Origin of the sequence: Eikenella sp. NML120348 (genome assembly GCF_001648435.1) — a bacterium.
Lineage (GTDB): Bacteria > Pseudomonadota > Gammaproteobacteria > Burkholderiales > Neisseriaceae > Eikenella > Eikenella exigua.
On sequence record NZ_LXSP01000001.1, the window covers coordinates 358,767 to 374,217 of the forward strand.

The following is a 15,451-nucleotide window of genomic DNA, read 5'->3' on the forward strand; positions in this document are numbered from 1 at the left end:
TACCTGAAAAATATTTTTCAGGTAGCCTTTGCTGTGTGGTTCGGCTAACGGTGTAATGCCAATGCCAAAAACAGTTTGCTGTTGCCGCGCTGGATGAGTAGGGCAACAGTGCGGTCGGCGTGGTTGAGGGCTTGGTTGAAGCTGTTTTCGTCGCTCACGGCTGTACGGTTTATCATCAGGATGATGTCGCCGCGCCGCAGGCCGGCCTGCTGGGCTGCACCTTCAACCTGCAACACCAATAGGCCTTGCCCTTGGCTGCGCAATTGCAGTCCGGTGAGGTCGGAGGTGAAGCCGTTGCTGTTATCGGCATTGGCACCGCCGCCGGATTGGCTGCCGGCATCGGCGCTGTTGGTGCTGCCGGATCCAAGGGTTACCTGCACGTCTTCGCGCTTGCCGTTGCGCCAGATGCCGAGGGTGAGTTGGGTACCGGGCGGCATCATGCCGACGAGCACGGGCAAGTCGCTGGAGGCTTTCACGTTTTCACCATTCACGCTTTGCACGATGTCGCCGGGTTGGATGCCGGCTTTGTCGGCGGGGCCGCTAGGGGTTACCTGAGAAATCAGCGCGCCATTGGCGGCTTCGAGGCCGAAGGATTTGGCCAGGTCATAGCTTACTTCTTGAATTACCACGCCGATGCGGCCGCGTTCAACTTTGCCGTTACGGCGCAGCTGGTCGGCCACATTCATGGCCACATCAATGGGGATGGCGAAGGAGATGCCCATAAAGCCGCCAGATTGGCTGTAGATTTGGGAATTTACGCCCACCACCTGCCCACGCAGGTTGAACAGCGGGCCGCCGGAGTTGCCGGGGTTGATGGCCACGTCGGTTTGGATGAAAGGGGTGTAGTTTTCGTTGGGCAGGCTGCGGCCTTTAGCGGAAACGATGCCGGCGGTAACGCTGTTGTCGAAGCCGAAAGGTGCGCCGATGGCAGCTACCCATTCGCCTACACGCAAGGTTTTGGGGTCGCCGATTTTGACGGTGGGCAGGCCTTGCGCGTCAATTTTCAAGAGGGCGATGTCGGTTTGGGTATCGAAGCCGACTAGGTGGGCGGTGTATTCGCGGCGGTTGTTGAGCACGACTTTGATGCTGTTCATGCCGCTGAGGACGTGGGTATTGGTGAGGATGTAGCCGTCGGAGCTAATGAGGAAGCCGGAACCGAAGTTGTATTCGTCGTCGCCGGGCTCGACTAAATCAGCTTGGTTGGGCTGCAGGCGTTTGAAAAATTCGGAGAAGGGATCGTTTTCAGGTAGCTGATCGATATTGTCTTCGCCACCGGCCTGAGTAGTGTTTTCATTGGTGCGGCTGGCTTGAATATTGACCACAGCGCCGCCCTCTTGCGCAACTAATTTGGTGAAGTCAGGCAACAGCATATCAGCACCGCCTGCGGGTGCGCTCACGGTTCGGACAAATGAGGAATCGTCAGTAGAGGCTTCTTCTTTGCCGCATCCGCCTAAGAGCATCAGGGCAAGCAGGATGGAAAAGATGGGGCGGGTGGTGTTTGGCATGGTGGCAACAATATTGTATTGGCAGGCAAGGGAAGCATTGTATAACTAAAGAATTTATTTAGCTATGCCAGGCTGGAATGCCTTGTTTTTGCGGGATGTGCTTGGAGTGTGAAGATTTAGTTGTGTGAAAACTTGCTATGCTAGACCGTAACCTTGTTGAAACCGTGTTTTCAGGTAGCATTAAGTCGGAAGGGTATGTCTGAAAGCACAAAAAGACAGGCCGTTACCTGTCTTTTTATAAGCGGCTACTTAGGCCGGCTGGATATTGGATGCTTGTTTGCCTTTCGGGCCAGTGGTTACTTCGAAAGAAACTTTCTGACCTTCTTTCAGGGTCTTGAAACCGTTCATGTTGATGGCCGAGAAGTGGGCAAACAAATCTTCGCCACCCTCATCGGGAGTGATGAAACCAAAACCTTTAGCATCGTTAAACCATTTAACAGTACCAGTTGCCATACAATACATCCTATCTAAAAAAACAAAATATCGGAAAAAGCAGGGTTGGCAAAGCAGGAAAACGACTGTGTTGGGTAAAACGGTTTGTTCAGCTGCCGAGCCGGAGCAATTTATCCAGCCTGCCGCGCTTGCGGAGATAAGTTTCGCGCAGCCGGGATTAACAGTCAAGTAATGTTTGAATAATAATGTTAAAAATCGCAAAAAAAAGACAGAAATCCGAGTTTTTACCCTTATTTTGTATTTCATCGTGTGGTTGAATATAATTTGCTGGCATTATCCTGCGGCTAGTTTGTGTAAAAAATGACAACCAACAAATCAGGGTGATTTACAATTCAAAACTGATTCAGTTAAATCTGTAGGTTTCCTAATTGTAGCAAGAGTTTATTTTGCTGCTGGCTAAGGAGAAATGCCTTTAGCCAGTGGCAATATGTTGTGAAGAATTAAAGTTATGTCTGATACCGAACAGGCGCTCCGACCAGAAGTCGTCCGGGAAAACGCGCCGCCACCCAAGAAATACGGTGTATTTTTGCTGAATGATGATTACACACCGATGGATTTTGTAGTTGGTTTACTTACTGATATTTTCAGGCTACCTGAAAACCGGGCAGAGGCGGTGATGTTGCAAGTGCATCATGAAGGTAAAGGCTTGTGCGGTATTTACCAAAAAGATATTGCTGATACCAAGCATCAGCAAGTGCAAAACCTTGCCCGGCAGGCCGGTCATCCACTGCTGAGTATGGTTGAGGAGGTGTGAGCCATGTTGTCGAAAGAGCTGGAAAGCATTTTGCAGGTGATCTATGCCGATGCGCGTATGCAGCGTTATGAATTTATCGGCATCGAACACTTATTACTCTCACTGGTGCAGGAGAGCGACGAGGTACGGGCGGTGTTAAAAAGCTGCGGTGCAAACATTCCGGTTTTGGCCGAACAGCTGGCCATCAGTATTGAAGAAAACACACCGGTGCTGCCCGAGGACTCCCCAACTGGCAGCGAAACCCAGCCCACGCTCGGCTTCCAGCGCGTGATTCAGCGTGCGATTGTGCATGTGCAGTCGGCAGGCAAACGGCAGGTGCAGCCGGTGGACGTACTGGTGGCAATTATGTCGGAAAAAAACAGCCATGCTGTGTATTTCCTGGTTTTGCAGTCGATTGGCCGTAGCGAGATTCTCAACTATATCGCGCACGGCATCGTGCCAGATCGCGTAGTGGAAACAGATAAAGGCGATGAAGTTGAGCAGGAAGGTGGCGAAGAGGGCAAACCTATCCGTCATGCCCTAGCCAAATATACCGTTAACCTTAATATTGAAGCACGCGAAGGGCGTATCGATCCGCTGGTTGGCCGCACCATGGAGTTGGAACGCCTCATGCAAACCCTGTGTCGCCGACGCAAAAACAATCCGCTTTTGGTGGGTGAGGCCGGTGTGGGCAAAACTGCGTTGGCTGAAGGCTTAGCCTACCGCTTAGAACACAGCGATGTACCTGACACACTCGCCGGCGCCACTGTGTTTGCGCTGGATATGGGCTCGCTCTTGGCCGGCACCAAATATCGCGGAGATTTTGAAGCCCGCATCAAGGCTGTACTCAAAGAGCTGGCCAAAATCGAGCATTCCATCCTGTTTATCGACGAAATCCATACCATCATCGGCGCAGGCAGCACCACCGGCAGCACCATGGATGCTTCCAATTTGCTCAAACCGGCTCTCTCTAAAGGTCATCTGCGCTGTATCGGCGCCACCACCTATGACGAATACCGCACTATTTTCGCCAAGGACCATGCCTTAAGCCGTCGTTTCCAGAAAATCGACGTAGCCGAGCCCAGTGTGGCTGAAACCGTGGAAATTCTCAAAGGACTGCAGCCCACACTCGAGGGCTTCCACCAAATCCGCTTTTCCCAGCACGCCTTGAGTGCTGCCGCCGAGCTTTCGGTACGCTACCTGAACGACCGCTTCCTGCCCGATAAGGCCATCGATTTGATTGATGAAGCTGCTGCCGCCCAGCGCATTTTGCCCGGCGATAAACGGCGCAAAGTGATTGAAGCCGCGCAGATTGAAGAAGTGGTGGCCAAAATTGCCCGCATTCCCGAGCAGACTGTTTCCAAAGATGACAAAGAAGTGTTGCGCCATTTGGAGCGCAACCTAAAAAATATGGTATTCGGTCAAGATGCTGCTATCGAAGCGTTGGCTGCCGCCATTAAGATGTCTCGCTCCGGCCTAGGGTCGGCGGAAAAACCCATCGGCAGCTTCCTGTTTTCTGGCCCCACCGGCGTGGGCAAAACTGAAGTCGCCCGCCAGCTTGCTTATATTTTGGGCGTGCCGCTGCAACGCTTCGATATGTCCGAATACATGGAACGCCATGCCGTGGCTCGCCTCATCGGTGCGCCGCCCGGTTACGTCGGCTTTGAGCAGAGCGGTCTGCTCACCGAAGCAGTAAACAAACAGCCATTCTGCGTGCTGTTGCTGGACGAAATCGAAAAAGCCCACCCTGATGTGCACAATATCCTGCTGCAAATAATGGACTACGGCACACTCACCGACAACAACGGACGCAAAACCGATTTCCGCAACACCATTGTGATCATGACCACCAATGCCGGTGCGGAAAGCCTCAGCCGCCCCGTGCTCGGCTTCACGCGCCAGCGCATGAGCGGCGATGAGGGCGATGCGCTGAAAAAAGCCTTCACCCCCGAATTCCGCAACCGCTTGGATGCCGTGATTTCCTTTGCTCCATTGGACACCGAAATAATCGCCAAGGTAACCGACAAATTCCTGCTTGCCTTGGAGCAGCAGCTTTTGGCCAAAAATGTGGAAGCCCATTTCACCACCGGCCTGCGCAGCTATCTGGCCGAGCAGGGCTTTGATCCGCAAATGGGTGCCCGCCCTATGCAGCGGCTGATTCAAGACAAAATCCGCCGCCTGCTCGCCGACGAGCTGCTTTTTGGCCGCTTAAGTAAAGGCGGCGAAGTAACCATCGGCTACGATGCCAAGGCTGATAAAGTCACCCTTGCCTTCTCTGCAACCAAAGCCAAGCGTGGTAAAGTGGCGGATGCCAACGGCTGATGCAGGGCAGATATGGTTTGCGCTGTAAGCGTGTTGTAGCTTCTTAAGAAACGCAGCTTCTTTTGAGGGCGAGGATTTGACTACATTGAAGCTGATATTTTCAGGTAGCCTGAACTGCGCTTAGGTTACCTGAAGAGTGGTGCGCAGAAATTGCGCTATTGTGTTTCAGGTAGCCTTTTCTTCTATCCTATCCCCACATACAGTCATCCCGTATAAGAATTGTCTATAAGCAGTTTTCCCAACCCTTTGGGGGCTTGCCAAACCCCCGCCTTTCGGGCAAAGTTCGTCATTTTCTTGGCCACCCTTTATCTCGTTTGGCAAACCATTCATTATGTCTGAACCCATTCTCTCGCGGCTGGATACCCTGCTCAAAGTTGAAACACCGGAAGCCATTGATATTTATCTGCGTCCGGCTTCGGTGTTTGCCCGTTCGCGCGCTTGGTTTGTTGATTTCATTCTCCGTGGCATTTGGCTGATGCTCTCCACTATGCTGTTTGCATTTATCTTCTCTGGTGCAAATGGCGGTGATGACGGCAATATCGTTAAAGGCCTGTTCTTCTTCATGCTGTTTGTTAATATTTTCTTCACGCTGTGGTTGTATTTTGTGGTGTTTGAAGTGTGCTGGAACGGGCAGACGCCGGGCAAGAAAATCTTCGGCTTGCGCGTGATCAACGACAACGGCACGCATATCTCCTGGTCGGCTTCGTTGCTGCGCAACCTGCTGCGCGTGTTTGACAGCCTGCCGTTCTTCTATGGTATTGGCATGATCTGTGGCCTGTGTAATCCCTACGGCCGCCGCTTGGGTGACATCATGGCATCCACGGTGGTGGTGTATGTGGATAAAACACGCGGGCAGGCCGAGCGTATGGATTTGGGCAATATCGAAGCGATTACCCCGCCCGTGGCGCTCACGCGTGAGGAACAGCAGGCGATTTTGAGCTTTGTCGAGCGCCGTCGCCATTTGAGCGCGGCGCGTACCGGTGAGTTGGCGCAAATGATGGTGGGGGCGATTTTTGGCCAACAGGAAGACGAACGCAGCGCTGAGCGGCTGATATTGGGTTTGGCCAAATACTACGCGGGTGAACAGCAGAAGGAGGCGGCGTGAGGCAACTGTTTTTTGAAGAACAGCATCAGGCGTTCTGGCGCACGTTTGAGCAGGATTTGCAACAGCTGGAAAAACGGCGCGGCAGTCTGAGTGCGCAGAAAACGGCTTTGTTTATGCAAGACTACCGCACAGTGTGCCATCATTTGGCGGTGGCCACCGATCGCTGCTATTCCGGCGGCCTTACCGATTATTTGCAATATCTGTGTGAACGCGCGCACCAGCTTTTGTATGTGGGGCAGCAGGTATCGCTGTGGGTGCGCTGCCGCGATTTCGTGATGCAGGGCTTCCCGCAGCTAGTGCGGCGTGAGAAAAAACTGGTATGGCTGGCGCATGCACTGTTTTACCTGCCGTTTATCGTGGCTTTCCTGCTCACGGCGTTTTATCCCGACAGCGTGGACAAAATCGAAGGCTTACAGCATGGTCCGCAATTGGCGGATAGCTATAAAGAGATGCTGGATCAGTATAGTGAGGGCACCAACCGCGAGGCGTGGCAGAACTTTGTCATGGCTGGCTATTATATTTTTAATAATATAACCATTGCGTTTCAAAGTTTTGCCAGCGGCATTCTGTTTGGTTTGGGCACGGTTTATCTCACGGTGATGAATGGTTGGGTAATCGGCGGAGCAATGGGCTATATGACCCGCGATCCGGCCGGACCGGCCTTTTTCTCGTTTGTGGGTGCACACGGCGCATTTGAGCTTACCGGTATTGTGATGGCTGCGGCAGGCGGCCTGCGGTTGGGTTTGGCGCTGCTCAAACCACAAGGTTTGTCGCGGCGTGATGCCTTGCGCATTCAGGGCAAACAGGCGGTGGGGCTGATGAATGGCGGTTTCCTGATGCTGTTTATTGCCGCATTTATTGAAGGCTTTTGGTCGCCGATTACCAGTATTCCGATGATTTTGAAATATATTGTTTCCATAGCAATGTGGCTTCTGGTGTATGCTTATCTGCTGTATGCGGGCGGGAGGGCGGCATGAATATTTGGGAAACCCGCCTGAATTTCCGCCCGCGCAGTGGCTGGGAGGCTTTGGATTTGGGTGCGCGCCTGTTTCAGGAGCGGCCGGCACTGTATATGGCGGTGTGGGCAACCCTGTCACTGCCGGTGTATGCGTTGGTGCTGGCTTTGTGCTGGCAGCAGCCTGAATGGGGCGGTTTTTTGGTGTGGTGGCTGAAGCCGTTGTTTGAAGCGCCGGTGCTGTGGCTGATGTCGCAGCAGGTATTCGAGCCGCTGCCGCCATACCGGCAATGCGTGCGCACGGCGTTTAGGCAGATGTGGCGACCGCGCTTGATTGGTGATTTAACTTGGCGGCGGTTCAGCCTGCGCCGCAGCCTGGTGCTGCCGGTTACGCTCTTGGAAGGCTTGAGCGGCAAGGCGCATCAGTGCCGCTGCAACGAATTGTCGCGCCAAAGCGGCGGTGCGGCCAGCTGGCTGGCGTTTTTCGGCATCCATCTGGAAAGCATCTTGGCTTTTGGACTACTTGCGATGCTGTTTTGGCTGTGGACGGGCGATCCGGCGCAAAACATCGTGGCCGGCCCGTTCGGTGGGGCGCGTTCCACTGATGCTTTGCAGCAGATTGAGACTTTGGTGTCTTCCGGAGAAGGGTTGATTTTCCAGCATTTGCTCAATGGCATTTATGTGCTGCTACTGTGTTTCTGGGGGCCGATTTATGTGGCCTGCGGTTTCACGCTCTATCTGAATGCCCGCACCAAGGCCGAAGGCTGGGATATCCGCCTGGCCGCCCGCAAAATCCAAGACCGCCTGTTGGGCAGTAGCAGCGCCTTATGGGCGTTGGCCTTGGCCGTGTTTATCGGCTTCGGTTTTTCAGGTAGCCTGCATGCCGAGCCGCTGCCCAGCCGGGAAAAGGTGGAGCAAATCCGTGATAACACCCTGCGCAAAGCGCCGTTTCAAAGCATTAAAACCCAAACTGAATACTGCTGGATCAAATGCGGCAAGGAAGATAACTCTCGACAGCGCGGCCTGCCGGATATGCCTGATATAAAGGCCCCTTCGCCAGTTTGGTTTAACGGCCTGATGTATGCCCTAATCGTCCTGCTGCTGGCCTTGGTGTTATGGATTTTATACCGTTGGTATCAAGCCAACGGCGGCTTCGGCTTGAGCCAGGGCGAAGAAGTGCCGGAAACCTTGTTCGGCATGAAAATTACGCCCGAAAGCCTGCCCAACGACGTGGCTTCCACCGTATTGGCCGAATACGAACGTGATCCGCGTGCCGCCATGAGCCTGCTCTACCGCGCCAGCCTCTCGCAAATCAGCCGCCGATACGGCCTGCCGCTGCGCAGCAGCGACACCGAAGGCCAAGTGCTCAAACGTGTGCGCCAGCGCCAGCCGCAGCTTTTGGACTACTGGCAGCCGCTTACCGACAACTGGGTAGAACTGGCTTATGCCCACCGTTTGCCCGAGCGCGAAGCGGTACACAGCCTGTGCCGCCAATACCGCCAAGTGTTTGCCGGCGGGGATCAGGAATTTTCAGGTAGCCTACGTGCCGCCGGGGAGGGTAGGGCATGAAAAACCGACGTTCCATCCTCATCGGCCTGATTGCCGTATTGCTTATCGGCGGCTTGATCGCCGTTGCCGGCCTGTCCAAGCAGGAAAGCAAAACCTGGCAGTCGCTCGATCCGCAGCAGGAAATGCGCGAAGGCTCGCTCTACGCCCTGAAAACCCTGCTCACTCGATATGGCGTGAAAAATATCCAGCACGAGCATAGCCTGTTTGGCTTAAACGAACTCAACTCATACGACAGCAATCGCCTGTTGATCGTGGCCGACAACCGCATGCGTGATAAGGAAGATGCCGAACGCCTGCTGGAGTGGGTAGGGCGCGGCAATCATCTAGTGATGGCGCTGCCCAGTTATGCTGATGACAACCCGTTAAAAGCAGACGGCAAGCCGGATAATAGTGAAGATAAAGACACACTAAACTTCCGCCAAACTATGCTGCGCCACCTGCAAATCGGCACCGTGGAGCTGGAAGAAACCGACAGCAAAACCCTGCCCAATCTGCCTGCCTGCGTGAAAGCCGCCGAGCAGCGCCGCGAAGCAGCCCGCCAAATTGGCGATGAAGTTGCTTTGCAGATTGATCCGCACTGCAACGCCGGCTTGAGCAGCATCCAATTGCCAGAAGGCGCCGCGATCCAAACCTTCACTGGTTCCGGATACAGCACTAATAGCGGCTGGGTAGTGCAAGATAGCAAACTGGTGTTGTTCCAAGGCAAAACTGGCTACGGCGCCGTGCAAACCATCCGCGTGCGCTATGGTGATGGCAGCGTATTGCTTACCTGGAACGAAGACTGGCTGGGCAATCCAAGCCGCCCTGATTTTAATCGCAATCACCTTGCCCTCTACGATCATCCCTATCTCGCCGTTTATCTGGCACAGGAAAAAGACAGCATCTTATTGGCCGACAAAGTTTATCCGTCTGATTACAGCAGTTCCGAGCCGATGATATGGAAAATGCTCAAAAGCCAGCCTGTGCTGCTGGCCATAGCCTTGGCCGCCGCCGCCATACTACTATGGCGTATTGTGGTGCGTGTGGGCGTGGTGCAACAATTGCCGCCTGCGCCTGAACGCTACCTGAACCAGCACCTGCTCGCACAAGGCCAGTTCCTCACCCGCCACCTGAGCCGTCGCGCCATCCTCAGCGATATGCAGCGCCGACTGCTCGAAGCCCTACAACAGCGCCACCCGGCCTGGAAGCAGATGAGCAGCCGCAAACAGCTGGAATTTTTGTGTGCCCAAACCAAACTGCCGCCCTCCGTGGTCGAGCCCTGGCTCCAGCCCCTGCCGGAACAGGTCAATTTGGTGGAGTGGCTGCAAATAATCGCCGCCCACCAGCGCATCGTGCGCAAAATAAACCGCTCGTGGTATTAGCGGGCGGCTAGAGGCTACCTGAAAATATACCCGCTAAATTTTCAGGTAGCCCGAACCAACCTATTTTTCAGGTAACCCCAGCTGAACCCCAGGCTACCTGAAACCCAAACCTCCGATTAACCAACGAAACAAACAATGCAAAAGGATGATTCGATGACGGACATCAATTTTTCCCAGCCCCACCAAGCCAGCACCAACCCCGCTATCCAGCAGGGTGTGCGCGCCATTCAAATGCTGCGCGCGCGGCTGAACGAAGTGCTCATCGGCCAACAGCATGTGGTGGACGAAGTGCTTACCGTATTCCTGGCCGGCGGCCATGTGCTGCTCGAAGGCGTGCCGGGCACCGGTAAAACCCTGCTCGTGCGCTCGCTGGCGCAAACCTTTGCCGGTGAATTCCGCCGCATCCAATTCACCCCCGATTTGATGCCCTCCGACGTTACCGGCCATTACCGCTACGATGCGCAAAACAGCCGCTTCGAGCTGCGCCAAGGCCCGGTGTTCACCCACTTGCTGCTCGCCGACGAAATCAACCGCGCCCCGGCCAAAACCCAATCCGCCCTACTCGAAGTGATGCAGGAGCGCAGCGTAACGCTCGACGGCCACACCCATCATCTGCCCAGTCCCTTCATGGTATTGGCCACACAAAACCCGATCGAGCAGGAAGGTACTTATCCGCTGCCCGAAGCCCAGCTCGACCGTTTTATGTTTAAAGTGATGATCGGCTACCCGGCTCTTGCCGACGAAGCACGCATGCTGAACGCCGTCATCAACAGCAGCAACAACGACCTGCTCAGTAGCAGCCAGCCTTCACACGTGTTCCAGCCGCAGCAAATCGAGCAGCTGAAAAAGCTGGTGGCGCAGGTGGGCGTTGATCCGCAGATTATCGACTACACCGTGCGCCTGGTGGCGGCTACCCGCGACTGGCCTGCCTTATCCGTGGGCGCAGGGCCGCGTGCCGGCATCGCCCTCATCAGCTGTGCCCGCGCTTATGCCTTGTTGGCCGGCCGCGATTTCGTTACCCCCGACGACATCAAAGCCATCTGGCTGCCCGCTATGCGCCACCGTGTGCGCCTCTCCACCCAAATGGAAATGGAAGGCATCCAAGTGGAGCAGGTGTTGAACGAACTGGCCGCCTCCGTGCCCGCCCCGCGCTTGTAAGGCCTGCCATGAGACCGTCCAGACTGCTGGTGCTGCTATTTGCCGCCATCGTTGCCGTGTGCACTGCCGGCTGGCTGGCAGGCTACCTGAACACAGATAATGGCCGCATAGTCCAATACATCGCCGGCGGCCTCGCCCTCCTGCTCGCCCTGGCTGCGCTGGTTGATGCCTTCTGGCAGCGCCGTCAGCCCGAACCGCGCTGGGAGCGCAGCCTGCCGCACCAGTTTATCCAAGGCCGACCGCACCAGGTGGAGCTCACGCTCACTCCGCCGGCCAAAGGCCGCTGGCGGCAGCCGCAAACTATCCTGGTGGCCGACCTGTTCCCGCCCGACTGGGACACCGACACCCCGCACCTGATTATCGACGCGCGGCCCGGCCGCCTTTCCACCATCCGCTACCGGCTTACCCCGCGCCGGCGCGGTCGTGCCGAATTTACTGGCATTGAATACTGGCTCGCCAGCCCGCTTGGTCTGTGGCAGCGGCGGCAGCGGCAGGAGCTGCCCGCCAAAGTGGACGTGCTGCCTGATTTCAGCCGCATCCTCGGTGCCGATTTAATCGGCTTGCAACGCTGGCTCAACCTCGTGGGCGTGAAAAAACTGCCGCGCCTAGGCCTCGGCCAGGATTTTCACCAGCTGCGCGACTACCAAGACGGCGACGACATCCGCAATATCGACTGGAAAGCCACCTCCCGCATGAGTCGTCCCATCGTGCGCACCTATCAAGACGAGCAAGACCAACAGCTCATCTTCCTGCTCGACTGCGGTCGCAATATGCGCCTGCAAATGGAAGGCAAAAGCCATTTCGACCACGCCCTGCAGGCTATGCTGCTGCTTTCCTACACTGCACTCAAGCACGGCGATGCCGCCGGCCTGCTCACCTTCGCCCATCCTGTGGCTCGCTTCGTGCCGCCACATAAGGGCATGGAGCAGCTAGGGCGCTTGGTGCAGGGCGTGTTCGATATCGAGCCCTCACAGCAGGCCGCCGATTTTGAAAGCGCCGTGAACTTATTGCTGCAAAAACAGAAACGCCGCGCCCTCGTGGTAGTGCTCTCCCACTTAAACCACGAAGACAGCCTCCACCTGCTGCAACACATCCAGCGCCTGCGCAAACACCACATGGTTTTATTCGGCGGCCTGCGCCCGCTCGCGCCCGAAGAAGTGCGCCAACAGCCCGTGCGCAACGAAGCAGACGCCCAAGCCTACCTCGGCGCCCTGCAATACGAAGGCCACGTGGCCGAAGCCATCCGCCACTTCGATGCCGCCCGCATCAACGCCATCAATGTTTTGCCCAACCAACTGAGTACCGAACTTATCAACTGCTATCTTCAGCTCAAACGCCGTCAAGCGTGGTAGAGCAGGCTACCTGAAAATTTTAGGTAGCCCTGTCTTTAGCTTCAAACGCTCAAACTTATAGCTGAAATAATCATTTTCTTACGGGAGGCTGGTCCTAGGCAGTGTGGGAGTGCTGTAAGGCGAGCCAATGCCGTATAAAGCGAAGCGTTTCAGCGATACGTTCAACCCCCCAAGCCATGCGCACATAAACTTTCAGGTAGCCTTTTCGGCTTATGCCCAAAGAAAAACACAGCCAGTTGTAATAACGGGCTGTGTTTGTTTATCAAAAGATTAGTACAGTTTCGGCGGCAGCTGTTGGCTGCGCAGGCGTTTTTGCAAACGTTTTACTGCAGCAGCTTTTTTGCGTTTGCGCTCAGTAGTCGGTTTTTCGTAGGCTTCACGGGCACGCAGCTCGGTGAGCAGGCCGGTTTTTTCGATAGAGCGCTTGAAACGGCGCATGGCTACTTCAAACGGTTCGTTTTCTTTTACGCGAATAGAAGGCATTTTGTCATCCTTAAAATATTTTATTTGTTGCCGGGCAATGGTGCCCGAGAAAATGGTTTGATTTATCACTTTTGCACTGGCTGGTGCGGGCTGGATAAGAGCCGGGGTGGAAAAATCACCTCCTAATCGGGGCGGCTACACCGGCTGTGCGGTGTGCCAAAATATTAGGCAGCAGGAAGGGCTGCATACAAAGGTGTGAATTATGGCGGCTACGACCGAATTTGTCAAGCAGGGCAAGGCGGTAGCAGCGCATGGGTGGTAATAAGTGCTTCGCTAGAAAATTCATGCTTGATTTGAACTGGAAACATGGGTTTCAGGTAGCCTTTGCCCATTTTCTCCGGGCTCAGCCACACGGCGCTGACCATGCGGCCGGTTTGGCCGTCGCGGCGGTAGGAGAAAAAGCGGTCGCGCTCGAGTACGGTGCAGTGCCGGCCGCCGTAGATTTGGCTAACGCCGGCACGGCGCAGGGTTTGGGTGGCGAGCAGATAAATGTTTGCCAGGTATTTGCCGCTGCCGATGGGCTCGAAGGCGGCTTCGGCGGTGGGGTCGGCCTGGGTGAAGGAGGCCAAAACGTCGCCGCCCACTTCAAAAGCGTCGGGGCCGATGGCAGGGCCGAGCCAGGCAAGGAGGTCGGCAGAGTCGGCCTGCATGGCGGCGATGGTGTTTTCCAGCACGCCACCGGCGAGGCCGCGCCAGCCGGCGTGGGCAGCGGCTACTGCGCTGCCAGCACGGTCGCAGAGGAGTACGGGCAGGCAGTCGGCGGTCATGACAGCGCAGGCAGCGCAGCGGCTGCGGTCGAAAGCGGCATCGGCTTCCGGCGGAGCGTCAAGGTAATCGGCAGCGGCCACTACGCGATTACCGTGCACTTGGCGCAGATAGGCCAGCGGCAGGGGAACGTGCGCCTGCACGCGGCGGCGGTTTTCAGCCACGGCGGCGGGGTCGTCACCCACGTGGTCGCCCACGTTCAGGCTGGCGAAACGGCTTTGGCTGACGCCGCCTTGGCGGGTGGTAATCAAGGTGTGGACATTGCTTGGCGCGGGCCAATCGGCGTGCAGGAGGCTACCTGAAATTTCAGGTAGCCCTAAGCTGGCGGCAAAGCTGTTGGCGGGGAATTGGCCGTTCATGCAGTTTCATCCGGGCGCAGTTGTGGGCAGACGGCGAGGATGGCGCTGAGGATGGCTTCGCCCAGGCGCAGGGAGCGTTGGCCGTTCCAGCCGAAGTCGTCGTCGGGCAGGTTGATGTTGTCTTTGAAGGGCATTTCGAGAGTGTAGGAGAGGCAGCCGAAGGTTTCGCCCACGTAGGATTTGGCAATGGCGAGGTTGGCTTGGCCGGGGGCGGTTTTGGGGTAGCCGTGTTCGTCTTGGAAGTCGGGGCTGGCCTGGCGCAGGGCGGTTTTGAAGGCGGCTTCGAGCGCAGCAAGGCGTGCATCATAAGAAGGATTGCCTTCGCAGCCAGCGGCGAATACGTAGGGCAGGGCTTCTTCGCCGTGAATGTCGAGGAATAAATCTACGCCGGTTTCGTGCATTTTTTGGCGCACGGCATACACTTCGGGGCTGCGCTCGGGGCTGGGGTTTTGCCATTCGCGGTTGAGGTCGGCGCCGGCGGCGTTGGTGCGCTGGTTGCCCAGGGCGGCGCCATCGGGGTTCATATTGGGCACGATATAGAAGGTGGCGCAGTCGAGCAGGGCGCGGGCGGTGGGGTCTTGGTGGTCGAGCAGGCGGGAGAGCAGGCCTTCGGCAAACCATTCGGCCATGCTTTCGCCGGGGTGCTGGCGGGCGATAATCCAGATTTTGAGGTCGCTGGCGGCTTGGTGGCCGATGGTGAGCAGGTTGATGTCGCGGCCTTGCGCGGTGCTGCCGAGGTCGTCGATTTGGCACAGGCCGCTGCCTTGGGCGTCGCCGAGGAGGTTGAGGTGCTGCTCGTGGGAATAGGGCTCGAAATAGGCGTAATACACGCTGCCGGCCAGCGGGGTGTGTTCGATGGTGAGCACGCCGTCTTCATAACGGGTGGGCACGCGGAACCAGTTGCTGCGGTCGTAGGAGGCGGTGGCCTGATAATCTTCCCAGCCTTCGGGGTAGCTGGATTGGCCGGCGTTTTCGATGCGGATACGGCAAGGTTGGTAGGCCGCTCCCTGCAGGCGGAAATAAAACCACTGGCTGAAGGAGGCGGCATTGTCGCCGCGCAGGGCGAGGCGAATGTTTTGGCTGTCGGCGCTGTTGATTACGCTGATGGCGCCGGCATCGAAGTTGCTGCTGATTTTAGGCATAGCAGGTCTCGTTGCTTGAGGAGGGGAAGCGGGGATTGTAATGCTTTTCAGGTAGCCTTTCTAGGGACAGCGGGGAGAGGAAAGGGCGGCGGAAACTGGATTTTTTACGGCAGGGGCTCTAAACTGTGCAGCGGATTGGGTGGCGGCATTGCTTCGGGCAGCCTGTTTGCATTGTGCCGCTGCCGTGCT

At 56.2% G+C, this 15,451-nt stretch carries 12 protein-coding genes and 1 pseudogene; 8 read left to right on the top strand and 5 right to left on the bottom strand.

Features of this window, described 5'->3' with window-relative positions:
* Positions 1–44: 44 nt before the first annotated feature.
* Both A7P99_RS01700 and A7P99_RS01705 read right to left on the bottom strand, forming a co-directional pair.
* Entirely contained in the window at positions 45–1,505 is a 1,461-nt protein-coding gene (locus A7P99_RS01700) for a DegQ family serine endoprotease (protein WP_067686294.1), read from the bottom strand.
* Positions 1,506–1,754: 249 nt separating this feature from the next.
* Positions 1,755–1,958, bottom strand: coding sequence for a cold-shock protein (locus tag A7P99_RS01705; protein WP_003822547.1), 204 nt, complete (start codon positions 1,956–1,958; stop codon positions 1,755–1,757).
* Positions 1,959–2,406: 448 nt separating this feature from the next.
* Here A7P99_RS01705 and clpS point away from each other — a divergent pair, with 448 nt between their 5' ends.
* From clpS to A7P99_RS01745, 8 genes are all read left to right on the top strand, one after another.
* Positions 2,407–2,712 carry an ATP-dependent Clp protease adapter ClpS gene (gene clpS, locus A7P99_RS01710; RefSeq protein ID WP_064106112.1) on the top strand — a complete coding sequence of 102 codons (306 nt, stop codon included), beginning with the start codon at positions 2,407–2,409 and terminating at the stop codon, positions 2,710–2,712.
* A 3-nt stretch (positions 2,713–2,715) separates the two neighbouring features.
* Positions 2,716–5,013, top strand: coding sequence for an ATP-dependent Clp protease ATP-binding subunit ClpA (gene clpA, locus A7P99_RS01715; RefSeq protein WP_067686297.1), 2,298 nt, complete (start codon positions 2,716–2,718; stop codon positions 5,011–5,013).
* 331 nt (positions 5,014–5,344) lie between these two features.
* Positions 5,345–6,118 carry an RDD family protein gene (locus tag A7P99_RS01720; protein ID WP_067686300.1) on the top strand — a complete coding sequence of 258 codons (774 nt, stop codon included), beginning with the start codon at positions 5,345–5,347 and terminating at the stop codon, positions 6,116–6,118.
* On the top strand, positions 6,115–7,095 hold the full coding sequence (locus A7P99_RS01725) for a stage II sporulation protein M (RefSeq protein WP_067686303.1): 981 nt from the start codon (positions 6,115–6,117) through the stop codon (positions 7,093–7,095). The genes A7P99_RS01720 and A7P99_RS01725 overlap by 4 nt, the downstream gene beginning before the upstream one ends.
* A complete protein-coding gene (locus tag A7P99_RS01730) occupies positions 7,092–8,642 on the top strand; it encodes a DUF4129 domain-containing protein (protein WP_067686306.1) in 1,551 nt (516 codons plus the stop codon). The genes A7P99_RS01725 and A7P99_RS01730 overlap by 4 nt, the downstream gene beginning before the upstream one ends.
* Positions 8,639–10,003 carry a DUF4350 domain-containing protein gene (locus A7P99_RS01735; protein WP_067446869.1) on the top strand — a complete coding sequence of 455 codons (1,365 nt, stop codon included), beginning with the start codon at positions 8,639–8,641 and terminating at the stop codon, positions 10,001–10,003. The genes A7P99_RS01730 and A7P99_RS01735 overlap by 4 nt, the downstream gene beginning before the upstream one ends.
* Before the next feature lie 153 nt (positions 10,004–10,156).
* Complete coding sequence (locus A7P99_RS01740; protein WP_067686309.1) at positions 10,157–11,161, top strand: MoxR family ATPase; 1,005 nt, start codon at positions 10,157–10,159, stop codon at positions 11,159–11,161.
* Between the two features lie 8 nt (positions 11,162–11,169).
* Positions 11,170–12,513 (top strand): DUF58 domain-containing protein, encoded by a 1,344-nt coding sequence (locus A7P99_RS01745; RefSeq protein ID WP_067527687.1) that lies wholly within the window; start codon positions 11,170–11,172, stop codon positions 12,511–12,513.
* Positions 12,514–12,783: 270 nt separating this feature from the next.
* Here the strand turns inward: A7P99_RS01745 and rpsU are convergent, their stop codons facing one another.
* The 3 genes and pseudogenes from rpsU to A7P99_RS01760 all read right to left on the bottom strand — a co-directional run bounded on the left by rpsU (position 12,784) and on the right by A7P99_RS01760 (position 15,262).
* Positions 12,784–12,996 carry a 30S ribosomal protein S21 gene (gene rpsU / locus A7P99_RS01750; protein ID WP_023886457.1) on the bottom strand — a complete coding sequence of 71 codons (213 nt, stop codon included), beginning with the start codon at positions 12,994–12,996 and terminating at the stop codon, positions 12,784–12,786.
* Between the two features lie 344 nt (positions 12,997–13,340).
* Positions 13,341–14,120 (bottom strand): annotated as a pseudogene (pgeF, locus tag A7P99_RS01755) (peptidoglycan editing factor PgeF); the annotation flags it as partial.
* The gene (locus A7P99_RS01760) at positions 14,117–15,262 is read right to left on the bottom strand and encodes a M14-type cytosolic carboxypeptidase (protein ID WP_067446876.1); all 1,146 of its coding nucleotides are present in this window, start codon (positions 15,260–15,262) and stop codon (positions 14,117–14,119) included. The gene A7P99_RS01760 and the pseudogene pgeF, both read right to left, overlap by 4 nt.
* Positions 15,263–15,451 lie beyond the last annotated feature (189 nt).

What these genes read in the sequence shown, in the direction of transcription:
- A7P99_RS01735 (WP_067446869.1), top strand. Translation starts at nt 8,639, where the DNA reads ATGAAAAACCGACGTTCCATCCTCATCGGCCTGATTGCCGTATTGCTT.
- A7P99_RS01705 (WP_003822547.1), bottom strand. Translation starts at nt 1,958, where the DNA reads ATGGCAACTGGTACTGTTAAATGGTTTAACGATGCTAAAGGTTTTGGT.
- A7P99_RS01745 (WP_067527687.1), top strand. Translation starts at nt 11,170, where the DNA reads ATGAGACCGTCCAGACTGCTGGTGCTGCTATTTGCCGCCATCGTTGCC.
- A7P99_RS01720 (WP_067686300.1), top strand. Translation starts at nt 5,345, where the DNA reads ATGTCTGAACCCATTCTCTCGCGGCTGGATACCCTGCTCAAAGTTGAA.
- clpA (WP_067686297.1), top strand. Translation starts at nt 2,716, where the DNA reads ATGTTGTCGAAAGAGCTGGAAAGCATTTTGCAGGTGATCTATGCCGAT.
- A7P99_RS01740 (WP_067686309.1), top strand. Translation starts at nt 10,157, where the DNA reads ATGACGGACATCAATTTTTCCCAGCCCCACCAAGCCAGCACCAACCCC.
- A7P99_RS01760 (WP_067446876.1), bottom strand. Translation starts at nt 15,262, where the DNA reads ATGCCTAAAATCAGCAGCAACTTCGATGCCGGCGCCATCAGCGTAATC.
- clpS (WP_064106112.1), top strand. Translation starts at nt 2,407, where the DNA reads ATGTCTGATACCGAACAGGCGCTCCGACCAGAAGTCGTCCGGGAAAAC.
- A7P99_RS01700 (WP_067686294.1), bottom strand. Translation starts at nt 1,505, where the DNA reads ATGCCAAACACCACCCGCCCCATCTTTTCCATCCTGCTTGCCCTGATG.
- rpsU (WP_023886457.1), bottom strand. Translation starts at nt 12,996, where the DNA reads ATGCCTTCTATTCGCGTAAAAGAAAACGAACCGTTTGAAGTAGCCATG.
- A7P99_RS01730 (WP_067686306.1), top strand. Translation starts at nt 7,092, where the DNA reads ATGAATATTTGGGAAACCCGCCTGAATTTCCGCCCGCGCAGTGGCTGG.